Here is a 24275-nt window from a genome sequence, read left to right as displayed (position 1 = left end):
CCCCCCACGAACGCGGGGTGCCCCCCTTCACGGAGGGCACCCCTCTGCGCTCAAGCCCAGCGGCGAGCGTTACCGCATCGCCTCGGGGTCGAAGTCCGCGTCGTAGCGGTCCTCCTCGTCCCGGACCGTGCGCTGCGGGTCCTGCCCGCGCTCGTGCTCGCGCTCACGCTCGCGGTCACCGCGCTGCCGGCCGCGCTCCGTGGCCCGTTCCTTCGTCTCGTCCATCTTCTGCTTGGCCTTGTCCTGCCACTGCTCGGCCTGGTCCTGGAACTTGTCCTTCATACCCATGTGGGTTCACTCCCGGATGAGGGTGAGGGGATCGGCCCTTGGTCGGGCCTCGACCAGATTCACACGGCACGACATTCCGCGCATTTCGATCAACTACGCTGCGTAGCGCGGGCTTGTTCGTCGGCCGCTCCCCCCGCTCCGACCAGGCCCGTCCGCATGCCCCGCAGCCGGGGCTCGAACCGCTTCATCTCCCGCTGCCCGACAGTCCCGATGAGCCCCGGCAGGTATCCGCGGACCCCCTGCATCCCGCGCAGCCACCACTGGCCGTACACGTGCGGGGAACGCCGCTCGATGCCGGCGACGATCCGGTCCACGGCCGGTCCGAGCGGGTACGTCTTGTTCGACGGCCAGGGCAGCCGCTGGCGCAACTCCCGCATCACGTCCTCCTGATCGGCGCCGCGCACCATGTCGGTGTCGGTCCAGGACAGGTAACCGACACCCACCCGCACGCCCTTGTGGCCGACCTCGGCGCGCAGGCAGTGCGCGTACGCCTCCACACCCGACTTGGAGGCGCAGTACGCCGTCATCATCGGGGCCGGGGTGATCGCCGCGAGGGAGGCGATCTGCAGGAGGTAGCCGCGGCTCTCCGTCAGCACCGGCAGGAAGGCGCGGGCGGTGACCGCCGAGCCGATGAGGTTGACCTCGATGACCCGGCGCCAGGCCTCCGGGTCGGAGTCGGCGAACGGACCGCCGGTGGCCACGCCCGCGTTGGCGACCACGATGTCCACCTTGCCGAAGCGCGCCTTCACCTCCTGGGCGACCCGGGCCATCGCCACGTGGTCGGTGACGTCGGCGTACCAGTGGTCGGCGTCGCCGTGCAGCCGCTCCGCGACCGTCTTCAGCGCGTCGGGCTCCAGGCCGACCAGCGCGACGCTCGCCCCGCGCGCCGAGAGCTTGCGCGCGAGCAGCTCGCCGACGCCCCGTGCCGCGCCGGTGACGACCGCGACCTGTCCTTCGAGGCTCACCTTGCTCATGCGCCCTCCTTCGTGGCTGTGTGGGTGGTGACGAGGTCCCGGATCGTGCCGGTGACCAGCTCCGGTGCCTCCACCGGCGTCATGTGGCCGAGTCCGGGCAGCACCGTCAGGCCGGCGCAGACCGGCAGGGCCTCGGCGAGCCGACGGGCGTGCACGGGTGGGGTCATCCGGTCCGCCGACCCCACGATCACCGCCGTCGGCACCCGCAACTCCCGTACGGCGTGGTCGAGATCGAGCAGGTCGAGGACGTTCGACCAGGCGTGCCGGACCCGGCGCGGGCAGGCGTGCACGATCCGCGCGCAGGCCTCCACCATGTGCGGGGCCGAACCGGCGCCCATCGTGGCGTACCTGAGGATCCGGCGGGCGACGGGCGTGACCGGGCCGAGGGGTGCCCGCGAGCCGAGGACGTGCCCGGTCAGCCAGGTCCGCAGCCGGCCCGGCCGCATCGGCAGGACGGTGGACTCCGCGACCAGCCGCGAACTGCCCGTGCTGCACAGCAGGACGGCCGCCGCGTGCTCGCGGAACGCGGGCCGGGCGGAGGCGGCCATGATGGTCATGCCGCCCATGGAGTGCCCGGCGACCACGGCCTTCTCGCCCGGCGCGAGGGTCGCGCCGAGCACGGCCTCCAGGTCGTCGGCGAGCATGTCCACGCTGCACACCGGGCTCGCCGGGGAACGGCCGTGACCGCGCTGGTCGTAGGCGATCACCCGGTGGTCGGCGGACAGGGCGCGGATCTGCGCCGCCCAGAACGCGGTCGAGCAGGTCCAGCCGTGCGCGAGGACGACCGCCGGGGCGGAGTCCGGGCCGTGCACCTCGACGTGCAGTTCGGTGCCGTCGGCGGACCGCGCGGTCAGGACACGGGCCGGGGCGGGCGGGACGTACGGGCCGAGGGCCACGGTGGTCGTCACGCGGTCACCTCCGGCCGCTCGCCGCGGTCCGCCGCGTCCGGGGCAGCCGTGGCCGCCGTCTCCCGGGCGGCCGGGGCGCGCAGGATCTCGTACTCGGCGAGGTCCACCCGCCGGGTCGCGCGGCGGAACTCGCCCGTGGTGCCCGGCCAGATGGTGGTGTTGCGGCCGTTGGCGTCGAGATACCAGCTGGTGCAGCCGCCGGTGTTCCACACCGTGCGCGTCATGCGGTCCTGCACCCGCCGGTTCCAGGCGTGCACGGCGCCGGGGCGGGCGTCGAGGGCGGCCCGGCCTCCCAGGACGTCGAGCTGGCGGAGGTAGTCCGCCATGTAGTTCAGCTGGGACTCGATCATGAGGATCATGGAGGAGTTCCCGAGGCCGGTGTTGGGGCCGATGATCGTCATCCAGTTGGGGAACCCGGCCGCCGAGGCGCCGCGCAGGGCCTCCATGCCGCCCTTCCAGCTCTCCGCGAGGGTCCGCCCGTCGGCGCCGACGACCCGCTCGGCGATCGGCATGTCCGTGACGCGGAAACCGGTGCCGAAGACGATCGCGTCGACCTCGGCCTCGCTGCCGTCGGCGGCGACGAGGGTGTTCCCGCGGATCTCGCGCAGCCCGCTCGCCACCACGTCCACGTTGGGGCGGGTGAGCGCCGGGTAGTACTCGCTGGACAGCAGGATCCGCTTGCAGCCGATGCGGTAGTCCGGGGTGAGCTTGGCGCGCAGGGCCGGGTCCTTGACCGCGCGGGCCATGTTCCGCTTGGCCAGCCGCTCGACGAAGCCGAGTTCGTTCGGGCGCTTGGTGAAGGCCTGCACCTGGAGTTCGCGGATGCCCCACAGGAGCCCGCGGCGGGCCTGCGTGGTGAACGGCAACTGCTTGTGCAGCCAGCGCTCGGCGCCGCTGATCGCCCGGTCCATGCGGGGCATCACCCACGGCGGGGTGCGCTGGAAGAGGGTGAGGCGGCCGACCTCCGGCTGGATCGCGGGCACGATCTGGATGGCCGAGGCACCCGTGCCGACCATGGCGACGCGCTTGCCGGTGAGGTCGTAGTCGTGGTCCCAGCGGGCGGAGTGGAAGACCTTGCCGGGGAAGGAGTCCAGGCCGGGGATCTCGGGGATCCTCGGATCGGACAGCGGCCCGGTGGCGGAGACGACGACGTCGGCCGAGAGCGACCCGCTCGCCGTCTCGATGTCCCACCGCAGCCGCTCCGGGTCCCACGCCATCCGCTCGACCTCGGCGTCGAAGCGGATGTGGGGGCGCAGCCGGAAGACGTCCGCGACGTGCTCCAGGTAGGCGCGGATGTGCTCCTGTCCGGAGAAGGCGCGCGGCCAGTCGGGGTTGGGCGCGAAAGAGAAGGAGTACAGGTGGGACGGCACGTCACAGGCGCACCCGGGGTAGCTGTTGTCCCGCCAGGTGCCGCCGACGCTGCTCGCCCGTTCCAGGACGACGAAGTCGGTGATCCCCTCCCGGCGCAGCCGCACCGCGGCCCCCAGTCCGCCGAACCCGGACCCGATCACCGCCACCCGCACATGCTCGTGCTCGGTCATCCCGACGCCTCCCTGCCTCGCGACACTGCGACAACTCTGCGCATCCACGACTCTGCGCATCCACGACTCTGCGACTCCGCCAGTGAACACTGGCGCAATCGGAGCGTAGAGCAGCCGCGTACCGATGGGTAGGGGGCGGGGAGAAGCAAGTTACCGGCGGTACGACATAGGCTTCCCGGGTGACGGACAAGCGGGAGTACAGGACGGAGGAGCTGGCCGGGGAGGCCGGCATCACGGTGCGCACCCTGCGCTTCTACCGTGAGCGCAAACTGCTCGCGCCACCCCGGCGCGAGGGCCGCATCGCCTGGTACGACGACCACCACCTGGCCCGCCTGCGCACCATCGCGGCCCTGCTGGAACGCGGCCACACCCTGACCGGCATCGCCGAACTCGCCGACGCCCTCGACCACGGCCGCGACGTCGCCGACCTGCTCGGCGTCGGCGGCCCCACCGAGGAGGAACCGGTCCGCCTCACCCCCGAGGAACTCGCCGCCCGGTTCGAGGGCCAGGTCACCCCGGAGAACCTCGCCGCCGCCCTCGACCTCGGCTACCTGGGCACCGACGGCGACGAGATCGTCCACATCAGCCGCCGCCTGCTGGACGTCTCCGCCGCCCTGGTCCGCGAGGGCATCCCCCTCGCCGAGGTCCTCGCCGCCGGCGCCCGCGTCCGCGACCACGCCGACGCCCTCGCGGAACTCTTCGCCGACCTGATCCTCCGCCACGCGGACGAACAGGCCCTGCCCCGCCTGCGCCCGCTGGCGCGCAGCGTGGTCGAGGCGGAGCTCTCGCTGGCACTGGACCGGCGGCTGCGGCGGGTGGACGGGCCGTGAGCCGCCGTCCGCACGCTCAGAGGTCGTAGACCACCGTCACCGGCGCGTGGTCCGACCAGCGCTCGCCGTGCGTGGCCGCCCGCTCCACCAGGCCCTTCACGGCCTTGGCCGCGAGGCCGGGCGTCGAGACATGGAGATCAATTCTCCATCCCGAATCGTTGTCGAACGCCCGTCCCCGGTACGACCACCACGTGTACGGGCCCGCGACGTCCGGGTGCAGGGCGCGGACCACGTCGACGTAACCGCCGTCCGCCGGGGCGAGGACCCGGGTCAGCCAGTCCCGCTCCTCGGGGAGGAAGCCGGAGTTCTTGGTGTTGGAACGCCAGTTCTTCAGGTCGGCCTGCTGGTGGGCGATGTTCCAGTCGCCGCAGACCAGGACCTCGCGGCCGTCGGCGGCGGCGCGTTCGCGCAGGTCCTTGAGGTGGGCCAGGAACTCGCCCATGAAGCGGACCTTCTCGTCCTGGCGGTCGGTACCGACCTCGCCGGACGGGAGGTAGAGGGAGGCGACCGTCACACCCGGCAGGTCGGCCTCGACGTAGCGGCCCGACGTGTCGAACTCGGCGGAGCCGAAGCCGACGCGGACGGCGTCCGGTTCGCGGCGGGTGTAGAGGGAGACGCCCGCGCGGCCCTTGGCGGCGGCGGGCGCGTGGGTGACGTGCCAGCCCTCGGGGGCGCGGACCGCCTCGGGCAGCTGCTGCGGTTCGGCGCGCACCTCCTGGAGGCACAGCACATCGGCGGAGGTGTCGGCGAGCCACTCCACGAAGCCCTTCTTCGCGGCGGCCCGCAGCCCATTCACGTTCACGGAGGTCACGGTCAGCACCCCGGCACGATACCGGCACACTGGACGAGGTCCGTTTCCTTCCCGCCCCCTACAGATGCATGGATGTACCTTGAGCAGCATGAATATACGCCGTGTCGCTTTCGACCACCCGGACGCCGTCAAGCTCAACGACGAGGTCCAGGCCGAGTACCACGAGCGCTACGGCGACGGCGGTGACGCCACGGTGCTGGCGCCCGCCGACTTCGACCCGCCGCGCGGCGTGTACCTCATCGCCTACGACGAGCTGGACCGGCCGGTCGCCACGGGCGGCTGGCGCAGCCAGGACGAGAACGGCGAGGGGAACCGGGACGGGGACGCCGAGCTGAAACGGATGTTCGTGGTCAGGCAGGCGCGGGGGCGCGGGCTGGCCCGCCGGATCCTCGCCGAGCTGGAGGAGGACGCCCGCGCGGCCGGGCGGCTGCGCATGGTGCTGGAGACCGGCACCCAGCAGCCGGAGGCCATCGCGCTGTACACCTCCAGCGGCTACGAGCCGTGCGCCAAGTTCGGCTACTACCGCTTCCACGAGGCCAGCCGCTGCTACGCCAAGCCGCTCGGTTCCTGAGGCGGGCCGCGCCGCACCTCGACCGGGGAGAACCTCACTTGAGGAACGCCAGGACGGCGAGGACCCGCCGGTTGGCGTCGTCGGAGACCGGCAGGTCGAGTTTGGCGAAGATGTTCGAGGTGTGTTTGATGACGGACCGTTCGGTGATCACCAGGGACTGGGCGATCGAGGCGTTGGAACGGCCCTCGGCCATCAGCGCCAGCACCTCCCGCTCGCGCGGGGTGAGGCGGGCGAGGGAGCCGGTGGGGCCGTTGCTGTCCTTGGCGAACAGCTTGGCGACGACGTCGGGGTCCATGGCGGTGCCGCCGGCGGCGACCCGGCGGACGGACTCCACGAACTGGTCGGGGTCGAAGACGCGGTCCTTGAGGAGGTAGCCGATGCCGCCGCTGCCGTCGGCGAGCAGCTCACGCGCGTAGAGCTGCTCGACGTACTGGGAGAGGACGAGCACCGGCAGGCCCGGGACCTTCCTGCGGGCCGCCAGGGCGGCCTGGAGGCCCTCGTCGGTGAAGGTGGGCGGGAGGCGTACGTCGACGATCGCGACGTCGGGCCGCTCGTCGACGAGGGCCCGTAAGAGGCTGGGCCCGTTGTCGACGGCGGCCACGATCTCGAAGTCGTACGCCTCCAGCAGCCTCACCAGGCCGTCGCGCAGGAGGAACAGGTCTTCGGCTAGGACAACGCGCAAGGGATCTCCAGGGTGAGGGTGGTGGGTCCGCCCACCGGGCTGTGGACCGCCAGCACGCCGTCGAAGGCGGCGAGGCGGCGCTCGATGCCGCGCAGGCCGGTGCCGCGCGAGGGGTCGGCCCCGCCGTGGCCGTCGTCGCTGACCTGGGCGCGGATCCGGCCGTCGGCGTACCAGAGGTCGACGTCGACGTGGGTGGGGGCGGCGTGCTTGGCCGCGTTGGTGAGGATCTCGGAGACGGCGAAGTAGAGGGCGGACTCGACGGGGGCGTCGGCGCGGCCGGGCAGTTCGGCGGTGACGGAGACGTCGAGCGGGCTGTCCATGGCCAGGGCGCGGACGGCGTCGGCGAGGCCGCGGTCGGCGAGGACCGGCGGGTGGATGCCGCGGATCAGGTCGCGCAGCTCGTTCAGGGCGCTGGCGGAGGCCTTGCGGGTGTCGGCGAGGATCTCGCGGACCGCCTCCGGGTCCTTGGCGAGGAGCTGCTCGGCGACGCCGAGGTTCATGCCGAGGGCGACGAGCCGGGCCTGGGCGCCGTCGTGCAGGTCGCGCTCGATGCGGCGCAGTTCGGCGGCGGAGCTGCTGACGACCTCGGAGCGGGTGCGGGTGAGGTGCAGGACCTTGCGGGAGGTCTCGGTGGGGGCGAGGAGGGTGCGGGCGAGCTGGGCGTGGGCGCGCATCAGGGCGGGGGCGGAGACCAGGCCGATCAGCAGGGTCGGGATACCCAACCCCAGTGCGTACAGGGCGCTCTGACTGTCGGTCACCTTGACGAACCAGTACCAGTTGTTGCCGCCGTTGCCGCTGATGTCCTCCCACAGCATGGGCATCAGGAGGCCGAAGACGCCGAACGCGATCAGGGTGAGCGGCAGCAGGACCAGGACGATCCCGACCACCGGGTTGACCAGCATCCAGGCCAGGTCCCGCCAGGTCGCCGGGTCGGTGAGGATCCACTGGGTGCGGGTCCACCAGCTCTTGAGCCCGCCCTCGCGGGACGGCTCCGGCAGGTACGGCTCGGGGATGCCGCCCTCCAGGCGGGCGCCGGCCAGCCGGCGGGTGACGCCCACCGTGCCGCGGGCGGCGAGGGCGGCCGCCGGGATGAGGAAGAGGCCGATGCCCGCCCCGAGCAGGGAGATCGCGGTCACCAGCAGGGAGAAGAAGAAGACCTCGGCGAGGGCCAGTCCGGCCAGCGGAAGCCCGGCGACCGCGGTACGCGCGTCCTTGGCGATATTCATGCCGCAACTCCTGAGATCCGGCGGCCCGTTGCCGCCCTACGTGTTACATCCTGGTGCGCCACGTGCCGCCGATCACGGGACCATTGTCCCCTCTCGGGGGGTGTACCTGGGTACCCCTCGGACACCACACAGGGCCCTGGGGCGCGACGGCCGCAGCGGGTGGAATCGAAGGCATGACGAGCCGAGAGCGAATCCTCATCGTGGTGGCGGCCGTGGTGGCCGCCGTCCTGTGCGTGGTGACCCCGGCCGCCGCGGACGGCCGTTCGGGCCCCGGCGCCGGCACCGCCGCCGGTACCGGTGCCGGTACGGCGTCCGCACGGCAGGGCGGGAGCCTGTCCGCGCTGCTGGACGACCTGGTGCCGAAGCAGCTGGCCGAGCACCGGATCCCGGGCGCCTCCGTCGTCGTGGTGGACCGCGGCGGCCGGACGCTGACCAAGGGCTACGGACTGGCCGACGTCGAGCGGGGCGTACGCAGCGACCCGCGGCGCACCGGCTACTTCATGGCCTCCGACGCCAAGCTGTTCACGGCGGTCGCCGTGCTCCAGCAGGTGGAGAAGGGCCGGCTGAGCCTGGACGCCGACGTCAACCGGTACCTGACCGCCTTCAAGATCAAGGACAGCTACCCCGGCCACCCGGTGACCGTCCGTCATCTCCTCACGCACACCGCCGGGTTCGACACCAGCATCCTGGGCCGCGGCGGCACCGCGCCCGAACCGGCGGGCGCCCTCGGCGAGAGCCTCGGCGAGCACCAGCCCCGGCGGGTACGGCCGCCCGGCGAGGTGGCCAGCTACGACAACTACGGCGTGGCGCTCGCCGGTCACCTGGTCGAGCAGGTCACCGGGACCCCGTTCGCCACCTACGTCCACGACGCCGTCCTCGAGCCCCTCGGCATGACCGGCACCACCTTCGCCCGGCCCGACGCCCGCACCGCCGGCGCCCTCGCCCTCGGCTACCGGCCCGACGGCGGTCGGCAGCGCGCCGAGGACGGACAGTACGGCGCCTGGACGCCGACCGGAGCGGGCGCCGTCACCACCGCCGACGACATGGGCCGCCTGATGAGCGCCCTGCTCGACGACGGCGGCCCCGTCCTGACCCGCGCCTCCACCCGCGCCATGCTGCACCGCCAGTTCGCCAACGACCCCCGGCTGCCCGGCATCGGCTACCTGCTGGAGGAGCGCCTGCGGGCCGGACAGCGGCTGTGGGTGAAGGACGGCGACCTGCCCGGCTTCCACGGCAACCTGGCCCTGCTCCCCGCGTCCGGAGTCGGCGTGTACGTCGTCTACAACGGCGACGGCGTCGACGGCAGCGCCTCCTACGCCGGCCAGGAACTGGTCAACCGGGTGGCGGACCGGCTCGGTGACGGCGGCGAGGGCGCCGCGGCCACCCCCTCCGCCGTCGGCCGCGGCAACGCCGACGGCAGGCCCTCGGCAGACGCCTCGGCGCGGCTCACCCGGCAGGACGAGGCCGCGGCCTCCCCCTACTCCGGCTACTACCGCACCACCCGCACCAGCACCTCGGACCTGACCCGGGTCGCGGCGCTCACCACCTCCGTGCACGTCACCGCGGACGCCGACGGCACCCTGGCCACCACCGGCCTGGCCCGGGACCCGCGGGTCGGCGAGCAGCACTGGGTGCCGGTCGCGCCGGGCGTCTTCCAGGAGCGCGCCGGGCAGGACCGGATCGCCTTCCGGGACGGCCGACTGGCCCTGGCCTCCGACCCGACCCAGGTCTTCGACAAGCTCGCCTGGTACCAGTCGCCGGCCCTGCACCAACAGGCCCTGCTGGCCGGCCTCGCGGTCCTCGGCGCGGCCCTCCTGCTCCTGCCGGTGGTGGCGTTCGTACGGCGTCACCGGGCCAAGGCGCCCGGTGGCCGGCTCGCCTGGATCCTGGCCTGGCTCACCGGCGCCACCCTGGCCACGGCCACCGTGTGCTTCGTCAGGCTCACCGGCGACGGCAACGCCCTCAACCGGACCGTCCTGGTGGGCGACTCGCCCCTGCTGACCCTGATCCCCCACCTGGTCGCGGCCGCGGCGGCGGCCACCGCCCTGCTCCTGGTCTGCACGGTGCTGGCCTGGCGCCGGGGCTGGTGGCCGGTGGCCGGCCGGATCACCTACACCTGCCACGCCCTGGCGGCGACGGTCGTGGTCGGTCTGGGCGCCGCGTACGGGCTCCTGCCGTAACGGGGCCGGGCCCCGCACAAGGAGCCCGCCGCCGCCCGGGAGGTCCCCGGACGGCGGCGGGCTCACCGCGTGACGGCACGTCACGCGGCGGAGGGAAGCGGTCATCCCCGGCCCCGCCAGGAACCGGCGGCCCGGTAGGCGCCGGGACGCCGGCGCCACCACTCGGCGACCGAGCGGGTGGCCTCCGTCGACTCGGGGCGGGACTGGGTGAAGGCGTACAGGACGAGGGTCAGGGCGGCGAGTTCGGTCATGTCGGGTTCACCGTGGGTGACCTCGAAACGGGGCGCGGGAAGCCCGGCGGGCAACGGCAGCGCGGGCTGGTCGGTGTGCATGGCCGGCCCCTCCCCCTCAGCCCAGGCCCGCCGCGGCGCGGAGCTTGTCGGCGCGGTCGGTGCGCTCCCAGGTGAAGTCGGGCAGCTCACGCCCGAAGTGGCCGTAGGCGGCGGTCTGCGCGTAGACGGGGCGCAGCAGGTCGAGGTCGCGGATGATGGCCGCCGGGCGCAGGTCGAAGACCTCGGCGACGGCGTCCTTGATGCGGTCGACGGCGACCCGGGCGGTGCCGAACGTCTCGACGAACAGGCCGACCGGCTCGGCCTTGCCGATCGCGTAGGCGACCTGGAGTTCGCAGCGGTCGGCGAGCCCGGAGGCGACGACGTTCTTGGCGACCCAGCGCATCGCGTACGCCGCCGACCGGTCCACCTTGGAGGGGTCCTTGCCGGAGAAGGCGCCGCCGCCGTGCCGGGCCATGCCCCCGTAGGTGTCGACGATGATCTTCCGCCCGGTCAGGCCGGCGTCCCCGGTCGGGCCGCCGATCTCGAACCGGCCGGTGGGGTTGACCAGGACGCGGAAGTCGCCGGTGTCCAGGTCGATGCCGCGCTCGCGCAGGGCGGCCAGTTCGGGCTCGATGACGTGCGTGCGGACGTCCGGGGCGAGGAAGGTGTCCAGGTCGACGTCGGCGGCGTGCTGCGCCGACACCACCACCGTGTCCAGCCGGACCGGCCGGCTCCCCCGGTACTCGACGGTGACCTGCGTCTTGCCGTCGGGCCGCAGGTAGGGGACGGTGCCGTCCTTGCGCACGGCCGTCAGCCGCTGCGCGAGCCGGTGCGCCAGCGACACCGGCAACGGCATCAGCTCCGGGGTGTCCCGGCAGGCGTACCCGAACATCAGCCCCTGGTCCCCGGCCCCCTGCGCGTCCAGCGGGTCACCGGCGACGTCGGCGGCGTCCACCCCCCGCGCGATGTCCGGCGACTGCTGCCCCAGGGACACGGAGACACCGCAGGTGGCCCCGTCGAACCCCTTGACGGAGTGGTCGTACCCGATGTCCAGGATCTCCCGCCGCACCAGCGAGGCCACGTCGAAGCAGGCGGCGGAGGAGACCTTCCCCGCGAGATGCACCTGCCCGGTGGTGATGAGGGTCTCCACGGCGACCCGCGCCGACGGATCCTGCGCGAGATGGGCGTCGAGAACGGCGTCACTGATCCGGTCGGCGATCTTGTCGGGATGCCCCTCGGTGACGGATTCGGAGGTGAAGAGATGACGCGTCATGGACGGGTTGCTCCTGGGTGAGTGGGGTGGGTGGGTGGAGCAGGGGCGGAGCCTGTGGAAGGGGGAGGGGGCGGGGGACGCGGTCCCCGCCGGGGTCCGGGGCGGAGCCCCGCGACGGTCACCCTCCCCCGCCCCCGGGACGGACTACCGTCCCGCCAGCAGCACCCTGTGCATCGGCGTGTCCAGCAGGGCGACCCGCCGCAGCCCGGCGTCCGCCAGCCACTGGTCGTAGTCGTGCACGGTGTACGCGTCCCCGCCCCCCGTGGCCAGCATCGACGCCGCGAACAACCGGAAGAACCGGTTCTGGACGTTCGCCGAGCCGGCCTCCTCGTCGACGATGTGGTCGACGATCGCGATGACCCCGCCCTCGGTGAGCCCCTTGGCGGTCTTGAGCAACAGCTCGTGGGCCGACTCCGGCGTCTGGAGGTGGAAGATGTTGACGAACAGGGCGAGGTCCGTCCCGTTGCCCCAGTCGTCGTTCCAGAAGTCCGCCGTCAGCGGCGAGAACCGCTCGCTGACGCCGAGCCGCCCCGCCTGCTCGGCGGCGATCGCGGTGATCCGCGGCGCGTCCAGTCCGCGCGCGGTCAGCTGCGGGAACGCCTGGAGCAGCAGGTGGCTGTAGATGCCGGTGCCGCAGCCGACGTCGAGCAGGACGGCCTCGGTGTCGTCCCCCCAGCCCCGCTCGCGCAGCGCGTCGGCGAGGACGGAGACGACGGGCGGGGCCCAGAAGTTGATGCCTCGGGCGAGGGAGGTGTAGTCCTCCTCGGATATCTGGTTGACCTGCTGCCCGCCGTGCTCGCCGCGCGCCCCGTTGCGGACGTTCTCGGCGAGGTTGCGCCAGGCGTGCCAGGCGACGTTGCGGTCGTGGGTGATCTTCCCGGAGAGGCTGTAGAGCCCGTCGGGCGCGAACACCCCGTGCAGGGTGGCGGGCAGGGTGTAGACGGCCTGGCCGTCGCCGCCGCGCTCGCGCCCGACGATGTCGTAGGCGTGCAGCCCGTCCAGCAGGACGCGGGTGGCGCGCAGGTCGGTGCCGAGGGTCTCGGCGAGGCCGGCCGCGGTGGCGGGGCCGGCGGTGAGGGTGGCGAAGACGCCGAGGTCCTGGGCGGCCTCGATGACGCCGGGCGCCCACATGCCGATGAGGTGCTCGTAGACGCGGTGGGTGGCGCGGGCGCCGTCGTCGTCGGCGGTCAGCAGGCGGGTGTCGACGAGCGGGGTGTGGTTGGCGGTGGCCTTGGGCGTGAGGTCGACGGGCGCGGTCATGGCAGGTCTACTCCCGATGCGGTGTGGTGGGGTGAGGTCGGTGGAGCTGCCGGTCACACGACGATCCCGCCGTCGATCCGGAGCACGGCGCCGGTGATGTACGAGGCCTTGTCGGAGGCGAGGAAGGCGATGGACTCGGCGACTTCCCCGGCGGTGCCGAAGCGGCCGAGCGGTACGGCGGCGAGGGTGCGGGCGCGCTGTTCCTCGGTGAAGGCCCCGGCGGTCATGTCGGTTTCGATCATGCCGGGGGCGACGGCGTTGACGCGGATGCCGAAGCGGGCGGCTTCCTTGGCGAGGGCGCAGGTCAGGCCGATGATTCCGGCCTTGGACGCCGAGTAGTTGCCCTGGCCGGGGTTGCCGGCGCCGGAGACGCTGGACAGGGTGATGATGACGCCGGACTTCCGCTTGACCATGGGGAAGAGGGCGGCCCGGCAGAGGTGGGCGGTGCCGTCGAGGTTGGTGTCGACGACGTCCTGCCAGTCCTGGTCGGACATCAGCAGCAGGGGGCGGTCGCGGGTGATGCCGGCGGAGGCGACGGCGACGGTGACGGGTCCCAGGTCGCTCTCGGTGCGGGCCACCCACTCCCGTACGGCCGGCGCGTCGACGACGTCGAGTCGCTGCGCGAGGTGGCGCACGCCCAGTTCGTCGAGTTCCTTGCGGAGGCTGCTCGCGGCCTCCTCGTCGGAGCGGTAGGCGAAGCTGATGTCGTATCCGTCCCGGGCGAGCCGCAGGGCGGTGGCCCGCCCGATGCCGCGGGACCCTCCGCTGATCAGGGCGGTCCCGACGGCGTTCCCGGCGCCACTCCCCGCGGCGGTCCCGGCAGCGCTGCGGGCGTCCGCCCCGGCGCGGCTCCCCCCACGACTTCCCGTGGGAGCGTTCCGCGTGCTCACGACGCCTCCCCGAGGAGCCGTACCACCGCGCAGGCGACCGAGCCGTCGCGGTCGACGGAGGTGATCACGGCCGGTCTGCCGTGGGCCCCGGGCGTACGGCGGGCGGTGGCGAGGAGCGCGGCGAACTGGAAGGCGGTGGAGGCGCCCGCGGTGTCGCCGATGCGGTCGTGGACGTCGATGCGGGTCGCGGCGTCGGCGCCGAACAGCCGCCGCAACAGGGCGGTTTCGACGTGCCCGACCCGTCCGGTGAGTCCGCCGCCGACGGCCGCCCACACCTCGGACGGTTCGACGCCGGCGGCGGCGAGGGCGTCCCGGACGGACGCCTCGGCCGTGCCGGCGAGTTCGTCGTCGACGTCCACGCGGGCGTCCACGGCGAGGAGTTCGGCCAGCGCGGTACGACCGGCCTGCATGCCGTTGCCGGGCTCGACCAGGAGGAGGGCGCAGCCCTCCCCGAGCGGGCCGGGCGTCTCGTCGGCGCCCCGGGTGTGGTGCTCGATCCAGGAACGGGACGGCGAGTACTCCTCGACGGCGCCGACGAGGACCCGTTCGGCACGGCCGGCCGCGAGGAGGCGGCGGGCGTAGCCGAGGGCGATGAGCCCGGTGGGGCGGCCGCCGGCGAGCGTGGTGTTGGGTCCCTTGAGGCCGAACCGGATGGCGCTGGCGGCGGCGGGGCAGTTCATCAGCACGTTCGGCATGAACTGGGCCGGCACGTCGTACGGCTTGTCCCCGGTGAAGGAGGCCATGGCGAAGTCGTGCTGGCTCTGCGCGCTGCCGAGGGTGGTGCCGAGGACGAGGGCGGTGCCGGTGCCCACCGGGACCGGCCGCTGTTCGCGGGAGGCCTCGTCGAAGAGTTCCCGTACGGCGGTGACGGCGAGGCCGGTGGCCCGGTCCATGGTGCGGGTGCCGGCCCGGCCGAGCACCTCGCGCACCTCGAACCCGGGGACCAGGCAGGCCTCCTGGGCGGCGTGTCCGGCGGGGACGGGCACGGCCCGGCTGCCGCCGGGGTCCTCCGTCACGATGCCCCGCGCGTAGTCGGCGCTCGCCACACCGTAGGGCGAGACGGCCGACCAGGCGGTGATGTAGTGGCGGTCCGTGGGGACCGCGACGGTCGTCATGATCAGGTCTCCTCGTGTCTGCCGAGGGCGACGGCGGCGTTGTTGCCGCCGAACGCCAGGCCGTTGTTGACGACGACCCTGAGGTCGGCGTCGACGGCGCGGTTGGGCACGCAGTCGACGGCGCATTCGGGGTCGGTGGAGCGGTGGTTGACGGTCGGCGGGATGAAGCCGTGGGTCAGCGCGAGCGCCGAGGCGGCGGCGCCGAGGGCACTGGCGGCGCCCATGGAGTGGCCGAGCATCGACTTCAGGGCGACGGTGCGCGGCGGGCGGTCCCCGAACACCTGGCGGACGGCCCGGATCTCGGTGACGTCGTTGGTGGGGGTGCCGGTGCCGTGCGCCGAGACGAGGTCGACCTCCTCGGGTTTGACGCCCGCGTCGGCCAGCGCGAGCCGCATGACCTGGGCGACGCTGTCCATGTTGGGGGCGGTGGGGTGGTGGGCGTCGCAGTTGAGTCCGTAGCCGAGGAGTTCGGCGTAGACGCGGGCGCCGCGGGCGCGGGCGGAGTCGAGGCTCTCCAGGAGGAGGATGCCCGCGCCCTCGGCGGTGAGCAGTCCCTCCCGGTCGGCGTCGAAGGGCCGGCAGCGGTCGGAGGCGACCAGGCCGAGCCGGTGGAATCCGGCGAAGGTCCGCCGGGTCAGGGCGTCCGCGCCGCCGACGAGCGCCCACTCGGCCTCGCCGGAGCGCACGGCGTCGTACCCGTCGCCGACGGCGTAGTTGCCGGCGGCGCAGGCGGTGCCGAGCACGGAGGGCACCGCGCGGGGCAGCCGCAGCTCCTTGACGACGGCGAGGGCGAGCCGGTGGGCGGCGAGCCGGCCGACGCCGACCGGGTCGAGCCCGGCCGGGTCGGTGCCGTTCGCCTGGGCCTCGACGAGCCGGTCGAGGGCGTCGGCCTCGCCGTCGGTGGTGCCGACGGTGACCAGGCCCGGCCCGCCCCGCAGGTCCGCCGGGTCGAGCCCGGCGTCGCTCACCGCCATGCGGGCGGCGGCGACGGAGAACTGCGTGGCGCGGCCGAGCTGTTCGGCCGGCGTGTGGCGGACCCATGCGGACGGGGTGAAGCCGTGCACCTCGTGGGCGAGTTGCCGGCGGAACCCGGTGCTGTCGAAGCGGGTGATGGGGCCCGCCCCGCACCGGCCCTCGCGCAGGCCACGGGTGAACTCGGTGACGCCGTTGCCGATGCTGGACAGGACCCCGATCCCGGTCAGCACCACACGCCGGGCGGTCATCGCGCCGCGGCCCGGGACAGCACCTCGAGGACGGCCTCGAGGTTGACCATCTTCGGCAGTTCGTCCTGCTCGATCGTCACGCCGAAGGTCTTCTCCAGCGTGGACAGCAGCTCGATCGCGGCGAGGGAGTCGGCGCCGTAGTCGTCGACGAACAGGCCGGTGAAGGTCAGCTCCTCCTCCAGCTCGAGGGCGTCGGCGATGATCTCTCTCACCTGGGCCTCGACGGCCGCGTCGATGGTGATGGCACTCATGGTGTCGGTTCCTTTCCTGGGTGGTGAGGTGGTGCGTGGCGAGGGGTGGGCGGTGGTGTCGCGGTCAGGTCAGCTCGCCCGGGCCAGGCTCCTGGGCCGCAGGTCGGTCCAGTTCCGCTCGATGTGGTCGAGGGCCTCGGCCCGGCCGGCGTCGGAGAGAACGGCCTGCCAGCCGTCGGGTATCTGCGCGAACGCCGGCCACAGGCAGTGCTGGCCTTCCTCGTTGACCAGCACATGAAATGTCCCGGTCTCGTCGTCAAACGGATTTCCCATTACCGTGACGTGCCCCTTCTCTTTGCACGGACGCGGGCGCACTCATCCCGCGCGGGCATTTTCATGGAATTGATCGGACTTCCTCAGGATTCCCCAGAATTCCCATCCGGATCGTTCGGATGTCATTCCATGAGGTCGGTCAGCACGCGGGCCACGGCCGCCGCGGGGGCGGCGTCCAGCATTCCGTCGTGGTCGGCGTCCACCTCGTGGCGGACGATCCGGCCGGCGGTGTGGGGGGCCCAGACGGACTCGCCGGTGGCGTGCGTGCCTCCTCGCGTCGCCGCGAAGAAGTGCAGGTCGCCCTGGTGGAGGTGGGGGCGGTGGCGGACGGCGAGTGCGTCGAGCGTCCGGATGACCCGCAGCAGGCGGGTGTACTGGCCGTCGGTCAGCTCCGCCAGCGCGTCGCCCGCGGCGCCGAGCCTGGCGCGCAGTTCGTCGCTCAGCAGGGGGACCAGGTTCTCGCGCCCGGTGAGCAGTTCGTCCACGGCCGCGTACTGCCCGGCCAGGCCGATCCTGCGGCGCACTTCGCGCGGCCGGCGCACCACGTCGCAGCCGGCCACCGTCGCGCGGCCGGCATCCGGCGCGAGAAGGGTGGCCAGGGTGCGCACCGTGGTCGTCTTGCCCGCGCCGTTCGGGCCGAGCAGCCCGAGCACGGTGCCCGGTGGCACGCTCAGGTCGACACCGGCCAGCACCTCGTGATCGCCGAATTTCCTTCTCAGCCCTTCGGCCTGAATGGCGAATTCCATGCCCCTCCCCGCCCTCTTCCGGATCTCTCCGAGTGTGTTGGGATTCCCTTTCCGAGGCGTGAAGGTAGCAGGATAAATACCGGCCAGGTGACCGTTATGTCCGATATGACATGGCAGCACTCTGCAGTCGCAGCTTGCTGCCTCCGTGAGACCTACGCATGCCCGTGAGCGCACGCCAAGCTTTTTCCCGGAACCCCGCACCCCCCATGCCGCAGGAGAGAAGAAGCGAAAATGGCAGCCAAACGGAACCTCGCAGCCGCACTCGGCAGGTGGAGTGCCGAACACCGGAAGACCGCGGTGTTCGGCTGGCTCGTCCTGGTCGTTCTGGTGATGACGCTGGGCAGCTCGGCGGGCCAGGTCAACCTCACCGAGGCCGACTACGGAACCGGCGACTCGGGCCGCGCCGAGCGCATCCTCCAGGACGCCGGTCTGACCGAACCCGCCGGCGAGCTGGTCTACGTCCGCAGCGACGAACTCAGCGCCGACAGCCCCCGGTTCACCAAGGCGGTCGCCGACACCGCCGACGCCCTGGAGGCCACCGGCCTCGTCACCCGCGTCCGCACCCCCGACACCACGAAGCTGGTCTCCGCCGACAAGCACGCCGTGCTCATCACGTACGACGTCAAGGGCGACCCGGACACCGCCGCCGACCGCGTCCAGCCGGTCATCGACGCGGTGGAGAAGACGGACGCCGCGCACGCCGACGTGACGCTCGGTCAGTACGGCGCAGCCACCGGCCTGAAGGCCATCAACGACAGCCTCGGCGAGGACTTCGTGCGCGCCGAGTACACCGCGCTGCCGGTCTCGCTGGGCATCCTGCTCGCCGTGTTCGGCGCGCTGGTCGCCGCCCTGCTGCCGATCGCGCTCGCCGTGACGGCCTGCGTCGGCGCGATCGGCCTGCTCGCCCTGACCAGCCACGTGGTGCCGGTCGACGGCATGACCAACTCCATGATGTTCCTGATGGGTCTGGCCGTCGGCGTCGACTACTGCCTCTTCTACCTGCGCCGCCAGCGCGAGGCGGGCCGCGACAACGCCACCGCGCTGCAGATCGCCGCGGCCACCTTCGGCCACTCCGTGCTGATCTCCGGCGTCACCGTCTGCGTCGCCATGGCCGGCATGTTCCTGTCCGGGCTGACCGTCTTCGAGGGCTTCGCCGTCGCCACCATCGAGGTCGTCGTCATCGCCGTCCTCGGCTCCATGACCGTCCTGCCCGCCCTGATGGCCATGCTCGGCGACCGGATCGGCGCCGGCCGCATCCCGTTCCTGGGCCGCCGCCGGGCCCGCCGCGCCGCCACCGGCACCCCGCGGCGCGACAGCGTCCTGCTGCGCGGCGTCCTGGCCCGCCCGGCCGTCTTCGCCCTGCTCGCCACCGCGTTCCTGCTCGCCCTGGCCGCGCCCGCGCTCGGCATGAAGACGGAGAAGCTCGGCACCGACAAGCTGCTGCCCGAGGACAACCCGACCGTGGTCGTCTCCCAGCAGATCGAGAAGGACTTCTCCGGTTCACCGGCACCCGCGAGCGTCATCGTCAAGTCCGCCGACATCGACTCCGCGGAGATGAAGCGGGCCATCGCCGACTTCCGGGCCGAGGCCGTGGCCTCCGGCCGGACCGGCAAGTCCATCGACGTCACCGTCCACGCGAAGGAGAACATCGCCGAACTGAGCGTCCCGCTGGCCGGGAACGGCTCCGACGCCACGTCCAAGGAGGCCCTCACCACCCTGCGCGAGACCCTCGTCCCGGACACCGTCGGCAAGGTCGCCGGCACCACCGCCCTGGTCCGCGGTGACCTCGCCTTCTCCGTCGACTACAACGACCAGCTGAAGAAGAGCATCGTCCCGGTCTTCGCCTTCGTCCTCGGCGTGACCTTCCTGCTGATGCTGTTCTCCTTCCGCTCCCCCGTCATCGCCCTCACCTCGATCCTCCTCAACCTGCTCTCGGTGGGCGCCGCCTACGGCGTGATGACGGCCGTCTTCCAGCACGGCTGGGGCGCGTCCGTGGTCGGCACGGAGGGCATCGGCGCGGTCGAGTCCTGGATGCCGCTGTTCGTCTTCGTGGTGCTGTTCGGCCTCTCGATGGACTACCACGTGTTCGTGGTCTCCCGGATCCGCGAGGCCTACGACCGCGGCGCCACCACCCGTGACGCCATCGCGCACGGCATCCGCACCACCGCGGGCGTCGTCACCAGCGCCGGTCTGATCATGGTCGCCGTCTTCGCGGTCTTCGGGACGCTGGAGATGCAGGACTTCAAGCAGCTCGGCGTCGGCCTCGCGGTCGCGGTCCTGCTGGACGCCACCCTGGTCCGGGCGGTCCTGCTGCCCTCGGTGATGCTCCTGCTCGGCAACGCCAACTGGGCGGCCCCGAAGTTCCTGCGCACGTCCCGCCCGGCCACGTCCGGCGGCCCCGCCGCGACCCCCACGGCCCCGGAACGCGCGGCGGCAGGCCGATGACCCCCACCCATCCGACGGAAGGCACCCCCGTGTTCGAGTTCAGCGTGGTCGGCGGCACCACGGCCCGCGAGGTCATCGCCCGCTCCCGTCCCGAGATCGTGCGCGAGGTGCGCTCCACCTACCTGGCGCACGACGACGGCGACTCGGTCAACCCCGACAGCTACTTCCTGCGCTTCCCCGACAAGCCGGACGCCCGCATCATCGCGCTCCCCGCCTACCTGGGCGGCGAGCACGACGTGGCCGGCATCAAGTGGATCGGCTCGTTCCCGCAGAACATCGCCGACGGCATCCCCCGCGCCAGCGCCGCCCTGCTGCTGAACGACTACGCCACCGGCTACCCCTTCGCCCTCCTGGAGGCCTCCCAGATCAGCGCCGCCCGTACGGCCGCCTCCGCGGTCCTGGCCGCCGAGCAGCTCTCCGGCTCCCGCACCGCCGGGCACCTGTCGGTGATCGGCGGCGGCATCATCGCCCGCAACATCCTGGAGTTCTTCGCCGCGCAGGGCTGGCAGTTCGGCGGCGTCACGGTCCACGACAAGGTCCCCGAGTACGCCGAGGCCCTCGCCGCCCACGCCGACGACCACCTCGGCTACCGCACGTCGACCACCGCGAGCCTCGAAGTCGCCCTGCTCAAGTCCGACATCGTGGTGTTCGCGACGACGGCGGCGGAGCCGTACGTGCTGGACGCGGGCGCGTTCGCGCCCGGCCAGGTCGTGTTGAACATCTCCCTCAGGGACATCGGCCCCGAGCTGATCCACGACGCCTACAACGTCGTCGACGACGTCGACCACTGTCTGAAGGCCAACACCTCGCCGCACCTCGCGGAACAGAAGTACGGCAACCGCGACTTCGTCACCGGCACCCTCGCCCAGCACATCCGCGGCCAGGTGAGCACCGGCACCGACAAGCCGGTGATCTTCTCCCCGTTCGGCCTCGGCGTCCTCGACCTCGCGGTGGGCCTGCACGTCTACCGGGAGGCCCGGGCCGCCGGCGAGGCCGTCGCCATCGACGGTTTCTTCGGCGAGACGACCCGCTGGCCGACCCGCCCGCCCCAGCACGGCTGACCCCCGCACCCGACGGAGCCCCCGCCGACCTCACCGGCAGGGGCTCCGTGTCGGCTTCCGTGTCACACCAGCACATGGCAGAAGGCCCGTTCCTGATATCAGGAACGGGCCTTCATGCTGCGTGGACCTGTGGGGATTTGAACCCCAGACCCCCTCGATGCGAACGAGGTGCGCTACCGGACTGCGCCACAGGCCCTTGCAACGAGTGAAACTCTAGCATCCCCGTCGGGGTGCTTGGAAATCCGTTCCCCGGGCCCCCGACCACCGCGGATACCGCGTCGCCGGATCCGCGTCGCCGCTCACTCGTTGGCGGCCCGCGGCCGCTCGCCGTCCTCGTACTGGTCGAACAGCGGCGTGCGGCCCCGCTCGCGCGAGCGCCGGGCCGACGCGGCGCGGCGCGCGTCGCTGCGCTCGCCGTCCTCGGCCCGTCCCGCGTCCCCGTCCGGCCCGTCCTCCGCGCCGTCCGCGGCGTCCCGGTCGGGCGTCTCGTCGGCCGCCTCGTGCTCGGGCGCGACGGCGCTGGACCGGGCCGAGCTCCAGGTGTCCGGCGCCCCGAGGTCCACATCGGAGGTGGCCCGCGGCGCGACCGGCGCGGTCACGTACGTCGGCAGCGGCACCGGCACCGGGTCCCAGCTGTCGCCGTGGCCCGGCCGCCGCCGGCGTTCGCGCTGCTGGTCGACCCACTCGGCGTGGTCGGTCTGCTCGACGAGCGCCCTGCGGTCCGCGGCGAGCGCCACCAGGCCCGGGTCGGTCTCGGCCTCGGGGCCCTCGTGCGGCTCCTCTGCGCCGGCGTCGAGGCCGGCGTCGACGGAGGCGGAGCCGTGCGCGGCCGGGGCGGACGCCCGCCGGCGCGGCTGCCGCTCACGCAGCCGCTGGGCGGCGGCCTCGGCCTGCCTGCGGTCCATCTGGTACGCGAACCGGCGGCGCTCCTGGGAGCGCAGGTAGGCGATGTATCCGCTGAGCAGGACGGCGGGCACGCCGGGCGCCCACAGGAACGCGAGTCCGCCGACGGCGGCGACGATCGCGCCGAGGGTGAAGGCGAGGAAGAGGACGACGGTGGTGCGCCTGCGGCGCGCGAGGACCTTCGAGCGCCGGGCGCGCGCGGCGGCCGCCTGCGCCTGCGCGGATTCGGCGGCCGAGGCCGCCGGCGCGGAGGGCGCGCGCCGCGTCTCGGGCACGCGCGGGTGCGCCGGCGCGGTGCCGGACTCCTGCGCGGGCCCGGCCGGCTGCTCACGGGCCGCCCTGGCGGAGTGCTCGCGGGCCGGCTCCGGGCGGGCCTGCTCGCGTTCCTGGGCCGGCGCCGTGACCTGGGGTCGGGCGGGGGGCATGGCGAAGGCCCGGACGTCCACCGAGTCGGTGGGGATGTCCGGCGCGTCGGCGTCGGGCTCCTCCTCCTCGGCGGAGCGCGCCCGCAGGTCCTTGGCGTACCGGCGCTCCATGCCCGCCCGTCCGGACAGAAGCCGGATGGCGGTGCTGAAGCGTTCGGTCGGACGGGCCTCGTTCAGCTCGTCCTGCCTACGGAGCCACATCGGCACCAAGTAGGCGGCCCAGGCCCCGACGATGACTGCGTAGATCAGGCCGCTGCTGCTCACCCCTCACACGGTAGAGGGGTTTACGTGAGGCCATCCGCCAATTGAGCCGGTGTGTCGCACGATCCGGCTGATATTTCGAGCTTTTTTTGCGACCGATCCGATCAACAGGCCACCGGAGCGGTGAATTCAGTGCCTCAGACGGTCACCGGACGGTCATTTTCGAACACTTATTCAATTTCCGGGGTTCGCGGGATTCCCCCGGGTGTTCTGCGGGTCACGGGGCGCGCTGCGCGGACGATTGCGCCGCCAGCGGCTCAGCAGGCCCTCGGGCACCTCCTCGGCCGTGAGCGCGAACACGAGGTGGTCGCGCCAGGCTCCGTCGATGTGGAGATAACGCGGCCGCAGCCCCTCCTCACGGAATCCGAGTTTCTCCACCACCCGGCGGCTGGGCCCGTTCTCGGGCCGAATGCAGACCTCGATGCGGTGCAGCCCGACCCTGCGGAAACAGTGGTCCACGGCCATCGCCACGGCCGTCGGCATCACCCCGCGGCCGGCCACCGACTCGTCCACCCAGTAGCCGACGTGCCCCGAGCACATGGACCCCCAGGTGATCCCGGCGACCGTCAACTGCCCGACCAGCCGCCCCCGGTATTCGATGACGAACGGCAGCATCCGGCCCGCGTTCGCCTCGGACCGCAGATGGCGGACCATCTGCCGGTAGGTCGGCCGGTGCGTGACCGGACCGCTCGGCGCGGGCGGCGGGATGGTCGCCTCCCAGGGGCGCAGCCAGTCCCGGTTGCGCCGGTTGACCTCGCGCCAGGCCCGCTGATCGCGCAGCTTTATCGGCCGCAGGACGATGTCGCCCTCCGCCAGTTCGACGGGCCAGGACGGGCTGTTCAGCTCGCACCCCCAGGGCCGGCGCCGGGTCCGGGGTGGTCACCGCCGCGGAGCTGGTCCACGGCGTGCACCAGCAGGGACTCCAGGACGGCCAGCCCGTCCCTGACCCCGCCGGTGGAACCCGGCAGATTGATGATCAGCGTGCGCTGCGCCACGCCGGCCAGGCCCCGCGACAGCGCCGCGGTGGGCACCTTCTGGCGGCCGTACGCCCTGATGGCCTCCGCGATGCCCGGCACCTCGTGGTCGATCACCGCGCGGGTCGCCTCGGGGGTGCGGTCGGTGGGCGAGATGCCGGTGCCCCCGGTGGTGACGACCACGTCGTAGCCGGCCGCCACGGCGGCGCGCAGGGCGGCTTCCACCGGGTCCCCGTCGGGCACGACCCGCGGCCCGTCGACGGCGAACCCGAAGCCCGTGAGGCCGTCGGCGATCAGCGGGCCGCCCCGGTCCTCGTAGACACCGGCCGAGGCGCGGTTGGAGGCCGTCACGACCAGCGCGCGGTACGGCGCGGCGCTCACGGCCGGCTCCAGTCGCCCGACTTGCCGCCCGTCTTCTCCTCGACCCGCACGTCCGTGATGACCGCTCCCTTGTCGACCGCCTTCACCATGTCGATCACGGTGAGCGCGGCGACGGAGACCGCGGTGAGGGCCTCCATCTCGACACCCGTGCGGTCCGTGGTCCGCACCGTGGCGGTGATCTCGACGGCGTCGTCCGCGACCGACAGGTCCAGTTTCACACCGGAGACGGCCAGGGGGTGACACAGGGGGATGAGGTCGGGCGTGCGCTTGGCGCCCATGATGCCCGCGATCCGGGCGGTGGCCAGCGCGTCCCCCTTGGGCACCCCTTCGCCGCGCAGCAGCTCGACCACGCGGGGCGAGACGACGACGCGCCCGCTGGCCCGCGCCGTCCGCGCCGTCACGTCCTTGCCGGACACGTCGACCATGCGGGCGGCGCCCGCCTCGTCGATGTGCGTCAGTCGGTCCTGCACAGGGGGTCCGGGGGTCTTCCCCCGGGAAGGCACAGTCATGG

The 24275-nt window shown here is 73.0% G+C and carries 24 protein-coding genes, 1 tRNA gene and 1 pseudogene; 5 read left to right on the top strand and 21 right to left on the bottom strand.

Annotated features, from left to right (window positions below):
* Positions 1-69: 69 nt before the first annotated feature.
* The 4 genes from AB0N31_RS06800 to AB0N31_RS06785 form a co-directional block, all read right to left on the bottom strand.
* Positions 70-288 carry a hypothetical protein gene (locus tag AB0N31_RS06800; RefSeq protein ID WP_366057286.1) on the bottom strand — a complete coding sequence of 73 codons (219 nt, stop codon included), beginning with the start codon at positions 286-288 and terminating at the stop codon, positions 70-72.
* A gap of 89 nt (positions 289-377) precedes the next feature.
* Positions 378-1262, bottom strand: a complete 885-nt coding sequence (locus AB0N31_RS06795; protein WP_366057285.1) for an SDR family oxidoreductase — start codon at positions 1260-1262, stop codon at positions 378-380.
* Complete coding sequence (locus AB0N31_RS06790) at positions 1259-2170, bottom strand: alpha/beta hydrolase (RefSeq protein ID WP_366057284.1); 912 nt, start codon at positions 2168-2170, stop codon at positions 1259-1261. The genes AB0N31_RS06795 and AB0N31_RS06790 overlap by 4 nt, the downstream gene beginning before the upstream one ends.
* Positions 2167-3711 carry an NAD(P)/FAD-dependent oxidoreductase gene (locus tag AB0N31_RS06785; RefSeq protein WP_366057283.1) on the bottom strand — a complete coding sequence of 515 codons (1545 nt, stop codon included), beginning with the start codon at positions 3709-3711 and terminating at the stop codon, positions 2167-2169. Before AB0N31_RS06785 ends, AB0N31_RS06790 begins: the two co-directional genes overlap by 4 nt.
* Before the next feature lie 179 nt (positions 3712-3890).
* Between AB0N31_RS06785 and AB0N31_RS06780 the strand changes: the two genes are divergently transcribed.
* Positions 3891-4541 (top strand): MerR family transcriptional regulator, encoded by a 651-nt coding sequence (locus AB0N31_RS06780; RefSeq protein WP_366057282.1) that lies wholly within the window; start codon positions 3891-3893, stop codon positions 4539-4541.
* A 16-nt stretch (positions 4542-4557) separates the two neighbouring features.
* Here the strand turns inward: AB0N31_RS06780 and AB0N31_RS06775 are convergent, their stop codons facing one another.
* Positions 4558-5361: an exodeoxyribonuclease III gene (locus AB0N31_RS06775; protein WP_366057281.1), complete on the bottom strand. Its 804-nt coding sequence runs from the start codon at positions 5359-5361 to the stop codon at positions 4558-4560.
* A gap of 79 nt (positions 5362-5440) precedes the next feature.
* Here AB0N31_RS06775 and AB0N31_RS06770 point away from each other — a divergent pair, with 79 nt between their 5' ends.
* Complete coding sequence (locus tag AB0N31_RS06770; protein ID WP_366057280.1) at positions 5441-5923, top strand: GNAT family N-acetyltransferase; 483 nt, start codon at positions 5441-5443, stop codon at positions 5921-5923.
* 34 nt (positions 5924-5957) lie between these two features.
* Here AB0N31_RS06770 and AB0N31_RS06765 read toward each other — a convergent pair whose 3' ends face one another.
* Together AB0N31_RS06765 and AB0N31_RS06760 are read right to left on the bottom strand one after the other, a co-directional pair.
* Complete coding sequence (locus AB0N31_RS06765) at positions 5958-6605, bottom strand: response regulator transcription factor (RefSeq protein WP_366057279.1); 648 nt, start codon at positions 6603-6605, stop codon at positions 5958-5960.
* Entirely contained in the window at positions 6590-7831 is a 1242-nt protein-coding gene (locus AB0N31_RS06760) for a sensor histidine kinase (RefSeq protein WP_366057278.1), read from the bottom strand. The genes AB0N31_RS06765 and AB0N31_RS06760 overlap by 16 nt, the downstream gene beginning before the upstream one ends.
* A 173-nt stretch (positions 7832-8004) precedes the next feature.
* Between AB0N31_RS06760 and AB0N31_RS06755 the strand changes: the two genes are divergently transcribed.
* On the top strand, positions 8005-10011 hold the full coding sequence (locus tag AB0N31_RS06755; RefSeq protein WP_366057277.1) for a serine hydrolase domain-containing protein: 2007 nt from the start codon (positions 8005-8007) through the stop codon (positions 10009-10011).
* A gap of 101 nt (positions 10012-10112) precedes the next feature.
* Here the strand turns inward: AB0N31_RS06755 and AB0N31_RS06750 are convergent, their stop codons facing one another.
* The 9 genes and pseudogenes from AB0N31_RS06750 to AB0N31_RS06710 form a co-directional block, all read right to left on the bottom strand.
* Entirely contained in the window at positions 10113-10343 is a 231-nt protein-coding gene (locus AB0N31_RS06750) for an acyl-CoA carboxylase subunit epsilon (RefSeq protein ID WP_366057275.1), read from the bottom strand.
* Between the two features lie 16 nt (positions 10344-10359).
* Positions 10360-11556, bottom strand: a complete 1197-nt coding sequence (gene metK, locus AB0N31_RS06745; protein WP_366057274.1) for a methionine adenosyltransferase — start codon at positions 11554-11556, stop codon at positions 10360-10362.
* A gap of 144 nt (positions 11557-11700) precedes the next feature.
* The gene (locus tag AB0N31_RS06740; protein ID WP_366057273.1) at positions 11701-12816 is read right to left on the bottom strand and encodes a class I SAM-dependent methyltransferase; all 1116 of its coding nucleotides are present in this window, start codon (positions 12814-12816) and stop codon (positions 11701-11703) included.
* Positions 12817-12869: 53 nt separating this feature from the next.
* Positions 12870-13589, bottom strand: a complete 720-nt coding sequence (fabG, locus tag AB0N31_RS06735) for a 3-oxoacyl-ACP reductase FabG (RefSeq protein WP_366057438.1) — start codon at positions 13587-13589, stop codon at positions 12870-12872.
* Positions 13590-13702: 113 nt separating this feature from the next.
* Complete coding sequence (locus tag AB0N31_RS06730) at positions 13703-14821, bottom strand: beta-ketoacyl synthase N-terminal-like domain-containing protein (protein WP_366057272.1); 1119 nt, start codon at positions 14819-14821, stop codon at positions 13703-13705.
* Between the two features lie 2 nt (positions 14822-14823).
* Entirely contained in the window at positions 14824-16044 is a 1221-nt protein-coding gene (locus AB0N31_RS06725) for a beta-ketoacyl-[acyl-carrier-protein] synthase family protein (protein WP_366057271.1), read from the bottom strand.
* On the bottom strand, positions 16041-16295 hold the full coding sequence (locus tag AB0N31_RS06720; RefSeq protein WP_366057270.1) for an acyl carrier protein: 255 nt from the start codon (positions 16293-16295) through the stop codon (positions 16041-16043). Before AB0N31_RS06720 ends, AB0N31_RS06725 begins: the two co-directional genes overlap by 4 nt.
* 69 nt (positions 16296-16364) lie before the next feature.
* Positions 16365-16568: an MbtH family protein gene (locus AB0N31_RS06715; RefSeq protein ID WP_366057269.1), complete on the bottom strand. Its 204-nt coding sequence runs from the start codon at positions 16566-16568 to the stop codon at positions 16365-16367.
* 338 nt (positions 16569-16906) lie between these two features.
* Positions 16907-17314: pseudogene (locus tag AB0N31_RS06710) on the bottom strand (ATP-binding cassette domain-containing protein); the annotation flags it as partial.
* Positions 17315-17545: 231 nt separating this feature from the next.
* Here AB0N31_RS06710 and AB0N31_RS06705 point away from each other — a divergent pair.
* Both AB0N31_RS06705 and sbnB read left to right on the top strand, forming a co-directional pair.
* The gene (locus tag AB0N31_RS06705; RefSeq protein WP_366057268.1) at positions 17546-19759 is read left to right on the top strand and encodes an MMPL family transporter; all 2214 of its coding nucleotides are present in this window, start codon (positions 17546-17548) and stop codon (positions 19757-19759) included.
* 29 nt (positions 19760-19788) lie between these two features.
* The gene (sbnB, locus tag AB0N31_RS06700; protein WP_366057267.1) at positions 19789-20820 is read left to right on the top strand and encodes a 2,3-diaminopropionate biosynthesis protein SbnB; all 1032 of its coding nucleotides are present in this window, start codon (positions 19789-19791) and stop codon (positions 20818-20820) included.
* Between the two features lie 122 nt (positions 20821-20942).
* Here the strand turns inward: sbnB and AB0N31_RS06695 are convergent.
* From AB0N31_RS06695 to moaC, 5 genes are all read right to left on the bottom strand, one after another.
* Positions 20943-21016: transfer RNA gene (locus AB0N31_RS06695), tRNA-Ala, on the bottom strand.
* Between the two features lie 103 nt (positions 21017-21119).
* Entirely contained in the window at positions 21120-22412 is a 1293-nt protein-coding gene (gene glpR, locus AB0N31_RS06690; protein WP_366057266.1) for a gephyrin-like molybdotransferase receptor GlpR, read from the bottom strand.
* A 171-nt stretch (positions 22413-22583) separates the two neighbouring features.
* Positions 22584-23252 carry a GNAT family protein gene (locus AB0N31_RS06685; RefSeq protein ID WP_366057437.1) on the bottom strand — a complete coding sequence of 223 codons (669 nt, stop codon included), beginning with the start codon at positions 23250-23252 and terminating at the stop codon, positions 22584-22586.
* Positions 23249-23764 carry a MogA/MoaB family molybdenum cofactor biosynthesis protein gene (locus AB0N31_RS06680; protein ID WP_366057265.1) on the bottom strand — a complete coding sequence of 172 codons (516 nt, stop codon included), beginning with the start codon at positions 23762-23764 and terminating at the stop codon, positions 23249-23251. Before AB0N31_RS06680 ends, AB0N31_RS06685 begins: the two co-directional genes overlap by 4 nt.
* On the bottom strand, positions 23761-24273 hold the full coding sequence (gene moaC / locus AB0N31_RS06675) for a cyclic pyranopterin monophosphate synthase MoaC (RefSeq protein ID WP_363086626.1): 513 nt from the start codon (positions 24271-24273) through the stop codon (positions 23761-23763). The genes AB0N31_RS06680 and moaC overlap by 4 nt, the downstream gene beginning before the upstream one ends.
* Positions 24274-24275: the final 2 nt, after the last annotated feature.

The organism is Streptomyces sp. NPDC051051, assembly GCF_040682975.1.
GTDB lineage: Bacteria > Actinomycetota > Actinomycetes > Streptomycetales > Streptomycetaceae > Streptomyces.
This window is presented reverse-complemented; position numbering and strand designations above follow the sequence as displayed.